Source organism: Nocardioides sp., from assembly GCF_047607365.1.
Classification (GTDB): Bacteria; Actinomycetota; Actinomycetes; order Propionibacteriales; family Nocardioidaceae; genus Nocardioides.
On the sequence record NZ_JASGDD010000165.1, the window covers coordinates 1 to 5,786 of the forward strand.

The following is a 5,786-nucleotide window of genomic DNA, read 5'->3' on the forward strand; positions in this document are numbered from 1 at the left end:
AGCTTCGCCACGATCTGCTCCGTCGTGAACCGCTTAGCTGCAGCCATCACACACCTCCACAAGCACTCTCAAAGTTTCGAGCACCCACACACGAGATGGACCGAAAAACGGGGGGCAGGACACTCAGACAATTCGTAGAAAAACGATAGAAATACTCCAGAAAAGGTCGGATGGTCTAGTCCGCCGCGCCGGACGGCCACGGCGGGCTGCCGACGGCTTCGGCGGGGCCGGAGGGGCCGGTGGCCTCGGCGGTCTGCTGCTCGTCGAAGGTCGGCTGGGGATGCATCAGCGTCGTGATCTCGCGGGCGAGGTCGGGGCCGAGTTCGCCCCAGCCCTCCTTGTAGTCGTAGACGGCGGCGAGCGAGCGGGCCTCGTAGTCGCCGTTGAGGATGTCGACGTCGCCGGTCGTGATCAGGCCGGGGTGCGGGACGCCGACCGCGGCGCTCACCTTGGTCAGATCGCGGCGCAGCGTCGTGAGGTAGGTGGCGCAGCGGACCGCCTTGTCGGACGGGTCGAGACCGCGGGCGAGCCAGGCGTTCTGCGTGGCGACGCCGGTCGGGCACCTGTCCGTGTGGCACCGCTGCGCCTGGATGCAGCCGATCGAGAGCATCGCCTCGCGCGCGACGTTGACCATGTCGGCGCCGAGGGCGAAGGCGACGACGGCGTTGTCGGGCAGGCCGAGCTTGCCCGACCCGATGAAGGTCACCCGGTCGGTGAAACCAGCCTCGGCGAAGGCGCCGTACGCGCGGGCGAAGCCCATCCGCCACGGCAGCGAGACGGAGTCGGTGAAGAGCAGCGGCGCCGCGCCCGTGCCGCCCTCGCCTCCGTCGATCGTCACGAAGTCGACCCCTCGCTGACCGCTCTCCATCTGCGCGACCAGCTCGTGCCAGAAGCCCAGGTCGCCGACCGCCGACTTGATCCCCACCGGCAGCCCGGTCTCCGCGGCGATCAGCTCGACCCAGTCGAGCATCGAGTCGACGTCGCCGAAGGCGGAGTGCCGGCTCGGCGAGGCGCAGTCCCTGCCCTCGGGGATGCCGCGGATCTCCGCGATCTCCGGCGTCACCTTCGCCGCGGGCAGCAAGCCGCCGAGACCCGGCTTGGCGCCCTGGCTGAGCTTGATTTCGATGGCGCGGACCGGCGCGCTCGCCACCAGGTCCTCGAGTCGCCGGAGGTCGAAGCGGCCGTGCTCGTCGCGGCAGCCGAAGTACGACGTCCCGATCTGGAACACCAGGTCGGCGCCGTTGCGGTGGTAGGTCGAGAGCCCGCCCTCGCCGGTGTTGTGCATCGCACCGGCCATCGCCGCGCCCTTGTTGAGCGCGGTGATCGCGTTTCCCGAGAGTGAGCCGAAGCTCATCGCGCTGACGTTGACGACGGAGCCCGGACGGAAGGCGCCGGCCCGTCCCCGCGGGCCGCCGAGGACCTTCGCGCTCGGCAGGCGCGCCGTGGCGTCGTGGTCGTCGGGCAGCTGGTCGGCGAAGGTGCGCTGCTTGATGTAGGCGTGGCCCTGCGTGTGCTCGGTGTCGAGGTCGGTGCCGAAGCCGAAGTAGTTGTTCTCGCCCTTGCTGCTGGCGTAGACCCAGCGCCGCGAGTCGCGGCTGAAGGGCCGCTCCTCCTCGTTGCTGGTCACGATGTACTGCCGCAGCTCGGGCCCGATCTCCTCGAGGAGCCATCGCAGATGCGCGATCACCGGGAAGTTCCGCTGGAGGGCGTGCTTCTTCTGGATGAGATCCCGCGCAGCGAGCGCCCCCACGCCGATCGCCGCCCCACCCGCCAGATGGCTGAGCTTCACGGGTCCGGGTCTACTCCTTCCCGAGACCGTCGTCAACGACGCGCCCGATGACCTAGGTTGTGCCGCGTGAGTCTGCTCCCTCGCGTCCCGTCCCGGTCCACCCTCACCTCCGCGGCAGGCAATCTCGCCCACAAGGCGATGTACGGCGGGGTGGCGGATCTCCGGCCGATGCCGCGGGTGCTCATCGACGAGGGCTGGCTGCGCGAGGTCTACCGCTACCGGCCCGCTGCCGGCGTCACGCCCGGCGGCGACCCGGTGCTCCTGGTGCCCCCCCTGGCGGCGCCGGCCCTCTGCTACGACCTGCGTCGCGGCTGCTCCCTGGTCGAGCACCTGCTGCAGACCGGCCGGCCGACGTACCTCGTCGACTACGGCTCGATCTCCTTCCGCGACCGCACGCTCGGGATCGAGCACTGGATCGACATCGTGCTGCCCGAGGCCGTCAGGGCGGTCTCGCGGGACGCCGGCGGCCGGCCGGTCCACGTCGTCGGCTGGTCGCTCGGCGGCATCTTCGCCACCCTGACGCTGGCCGACGACCCGAAGCTGCCGGTCGCCTCGCTCAGCATCGTCGGCTCCCCCTTCGACCTCTCACGCGTACCCCTCGTCGCGCCCCTGCGGCCGCTCGTCGACCTGACTCGCGGCCGCATCATCGGCACCGCGGTGAACGTCCTCGGCGGAGCCCCGAAGCCCCTGGTGCGCTGGGCCTTCCAGCTCAGCTCGGTCGACAAGATGATCACCAAGCCGTGGGCTCTCGCCACGCACCTCGGCGACACCGACTTCCTCGCCCAGATCGAGGCGGTCGACAACTTCACCGCCAACATGACGGCCTATCCCGGTCGCTCGTTCGGGCAGCTCTACCACCGCTTCTTCCGCAGCAACGTGATGATGGACGGCTCGGTCGAGGTCGGCGCCCGGTCGATCGAGCTCTCCGCCCTCACGGTGCCCACCCAGATCTTCGCCGGCGCGACCGACGGCATCGCGCCGGTGCGTGCGGTCGAGGCGATCCTGCCGCTGCTGACCGGCGCCGCCGAGCTGCGCTTCGACATCGTGCCCGGCGGCCACCTCGGCATGCTGACCGGCCGCTCCGCCCGGCGTACGACCTGGCCGATGCTCGACGCGTGGATGGCCGAGCACGACGGCCTCGCCGACGTCGACGCCACCGAGCCCGGCATCGGCGCCAACCCCCGGCGCCGCTACGGCTCCTCCGGCTCACGCAACCTCGGCCGCGCCCGCGGCCAGGAGTGACTCAGTCCAGGCACGCACCGGCGCACGCGATCGGCCGACCCGTCGCAGGTCGGCCGGCGACTCCGGCCACGTGCCGGCGAAGAGCGGGCTCACGTGAGCTCCTCTCCGCTCTCAGCCGCGCAGGGCCGGGATGACCTGGGCCTCGAAGAGCTCCAGCCCGCTGCGGTCGTAGGCCGCCTCGGGGAAGTAGGTGATGGCGTACGTCATCCCGAGGCCCTCCATCAGGCGAAGCCGGTCGACGACCTGCTCGGGGGTGCCGACCAGGCCCTGCGACGACGTACGCCGGGTGTACTCGTCGGCCGCCTTCTCCCCCAGGTTCGCCGCCAGATGCGAGCGGAACCACGCGAGCCGGTCCTCGACCTCGGCCTCGGTGGCGCCGACGAGCACGTTGTAGTTGGCGCTGCGCACGATCTCGTCGACGTCGCGACCGATCGCCGCGCAGTGCTCGCGCAGCAGGGACGACTTGTGCGCGAAGCCCTCGGGCGTGCCGTCGAAGTTGGTGTAGTCGGCGTACTGCGCCGCGATCCTGAGCGTCACCCTCTCGCCCCCGCCGGCCACCCAGATCGGGATCCCGGAGCGCCCGGTCTGCAGCGGCAGCGGTCGCACCAGGGCGCCGTCGACCTGGTAGTAGTCGCCGTCGAGTGTCGCCGAGCCGGTCGTCCACGCCTGCCGGAAGATCTCCACGCCCTCGCGCAGCCGCCCGAGCCGCTCCTTCGGCGGCGGGAAGCCGTAGCCGTAGGCGCGCCACTCGTGCTCGTACCACCCGGCGCCGATGCCCATCTCGATCCGTCCGGCCGACACGTGGTCGACCGTCGCGGCGACCTTCGCGAGGTAGGCCGGGTTGCGGTAGGCCATGCAGGTGCACATCTGGCCGAGCCGGATCCGCTCGGTCGACGCGGCGAAGGCCGACATCAGCGTCCACGCCTCGTGCGTGGCCTCGTCGCTCGGGACCGGCGTGGTGTGGAAGTGGTCGTAGACCCAGAGGCTCTCCCAGCCGTCGACCCCGTCGGCGTGCCGAGCGAGGTCGCGCATCACGCCCCACTGCTCCGCATCCGGGATGCCGACGAGGTCGAAGCGCCAGCCCTGGGGGATGAAGACACCGAATCGCATGCTGATCACCGTAGCGGCGCGCCCTATCCTCGGGACTCATGAGCGCTCTCGCAGGTCTCGTCTCGAAGGGCCTGATGGCCGAGGACTGGGCCGAGGCGTTGGCCCCGGTGGACGGCCAGATCGCGGCGATGGGCGCGTTCCTGCGCGGCGAGCTCGAGCTGAGGCGGCCCTATCTCCCGGCCGGCGATCACATCTTCCGCGCCTTCCAGCGCCCGCTCGCCGGCGTACGCGTGCTGATCGTGGGGCAGGACCCCTATCCCACGCCCGGCCACCCCATCGGACTCTCCTTCGCGGTCGACGCGGCGGTGCGGCCGCTGCCGGCGTCGCTGCGCAACATCTACCAGGAGCTGGCGGCCGATCTCGGCGTCACGCCGCCCGAGCACGGCGACCTGTCGGCGTGGGCCGACCGCGGCGTGATGCTGCTCAACAGGTCGCTGACGGTGCGTCCGGGAGCGCCCGCGTCGCATGCCGGCAAGGGGTGGGAGCCGATCACCTCGGCCGCCATCTCGGCGCTCGCGGCGCGCGGCGGCCCGCTCGTCGCGATCCTCTGGGGCCGGCCCGCGCAGACGCTGCGACCGCTGCTCGGCGGCGTGCCGGCGATCGAGTCGCCGCACCCCTCGCCGCTGTCGGCCCACCGCGGCTTCTTCGGCTCCCGGCCGTTCTCGCGCGCCAACGCGCTCCTTGCCGAGCAGGGCGGCGAGCCGATGGACTGGTCGCTGTGAGCAGCCACGAGGCAGGCAGTGTCCTCTCCGTCCAGTCGCACGTCGCCTTCGGGTACGTCGGCAACTCGGCCGCCGTCTTCCCCCTCCAGCGCCTCGGCCACGAGGTCTGGCCCGTGCTCACGGTGAACTTCTCCAACCACACCGGCTACGGCGAGTGGCGCGGACCGGTCCTCCCGGCGTCCGACGTGGCGTCGGTGATCGAGGGGATCGCCGAGCGTGGGGTGCTGCCGGGCGTCGCCGCGGTGTTGTCCGGCTACCAGGGCGACGCGGGCGTCGGCGAGGTCGTCCTCGACGCCGTACGCCGGGTGAAGGCGGCCAACCCCAGCGCGATCTATGCCTGCGACCCGGTCATGGGCGACGTCGACCGCGGCATGTTCGTGCGGCCCGGCATCCCGGAGCTCATGCGCGACTCCGTCGTGCCGGCCGCGGACGTGATCACGCCCAACCACTTCGAGCTGAACTTCCTCGCCGGGGTGGAGGCCACGCCGACGCTCTCGTCGGTCCTGGCGGCGGTCGACGCCGTGCGCGCGGCCGGTCCGTCGAACGTGCTCGTGACCTCGGTGCTCGTGGGCGGGGACCCGGACTCGCTCGACCTCGTCGCCGTCGACGACGACGGCGCCTGGGCGGTCACCACTCCCCTGCTGCCGATCACCCCCAACGGCGGCGGAGACGTGACGACCGCGGTCTACCTCGCGCATCTGCTCTCGTCCGGCTCGACGCCGGTGGCGTTGGAGCGCACGGCGAACACGCTCTTTGCGATCCTCGCGCGGACGCTGGAGTCGGGGCGCCGGGAGCTGGAGCTGGTCGCGAGCCAGGACGACATCGCCTCACCGCCGACACGCTTCGCGGCCCGCCGCCTCCGCTAGCCGAGTGGGGGCGCCCCCGGGGGGGGGGGGGGGGGGGGGGGGGCCCCCCCCCCCCCC

The 5,786-nt window shown here is 71.8% G+C and carries 5 protein-coding genes; 3 read left to right on the top strand and 2 right to left on the bottom strand.

Annotation, left to right across the window (positions count from 1 at the left end):
• Nucleotides 1-175: 175 nt before the first annotated feature.
• The gene (locus tag QM572_RS12900; RefSeq protein ID WP_415093726.1) at nt 176-1,789 is read right to left on the bottom strand and encodes an FMN-binding glutamate synthase family protein; all 1,614 of its coding nucleotides are present in this window, start codon (nt 1,787-1,789) and stop codon (nt 176-178) included.
• 66 nt (nt 1,790-1,855) lie between these two features.
• Here QM572_RS12900 and QM572_RS12905 point away from each other — a divergent pair, with 66 nt between their 5' ends.
• Nucleotides 1,856-3,031, top strand: a complete 1,176-nt coding sequence (locus QM572_RS12905) for an alpha/beta fold hydrolase (RefSeq protein WP_415093728.1) — start codon at nt 1,856-1,858, stop codon at nt 3,029-3,031.
• A gap of 111 nt (nt 3,032-3,142) precedes the next feature.
• Here the strand turns inward: QM572_RS12905 and QM572_RS12910 are convergent, their stop codons facing one another.
• Nucleotides 3,143-4,141 carry an LLM class F420-dependent oxidoreductase gene (locus QM572_RS12910; protein ID WP_415093730.1) on the bottom strand — a complete coding sequence of 333 codons (999 nt, stop codon included), beginning with the start codon at nt 4,139-4,141 and terminating at the stop codon, nt 3,143-3,145.
• 38 nt (nt 4,142-4,179) lie between these two features.
• On the opposite strand from QM572_RS12910, the gene QM572_RS12915 reads away from it, so the two are divergent.
• Together QM572_RS12915 and pdxY are read left to right on the top strand one after the other, a co-directional pair.
• Nucleotides 4,180-4,863: a uracil-DNA glycosylase gene (locus QM572_RS12915; protein ID WP_415093731.1), complete on the top strand. Its 684-nt coding sequence runs from the start codon at nt 4,180-4,182 to the stop codon at nt 4,861-4,863.
• Nucleotides 4,860-5,729 carry a pyridoxal kinase PdxY gene (pdxY, locus tag QM572_RS12920; protein WP_415093733.1) on the top strand — a complete coding sequence of 290 codons (870 nt, stop codon included), beginning with the start codon at nt 4,860-4,862 and terminating at the stop codon, nt 5,727-5,729. The genes QM572_RS12915 and pdxY overlap by 4 nt, the downstream gene beginning before the upstream one ends.
• Nucleotides 5,730-5,786 lie beyond the last annotated feature (57 nt).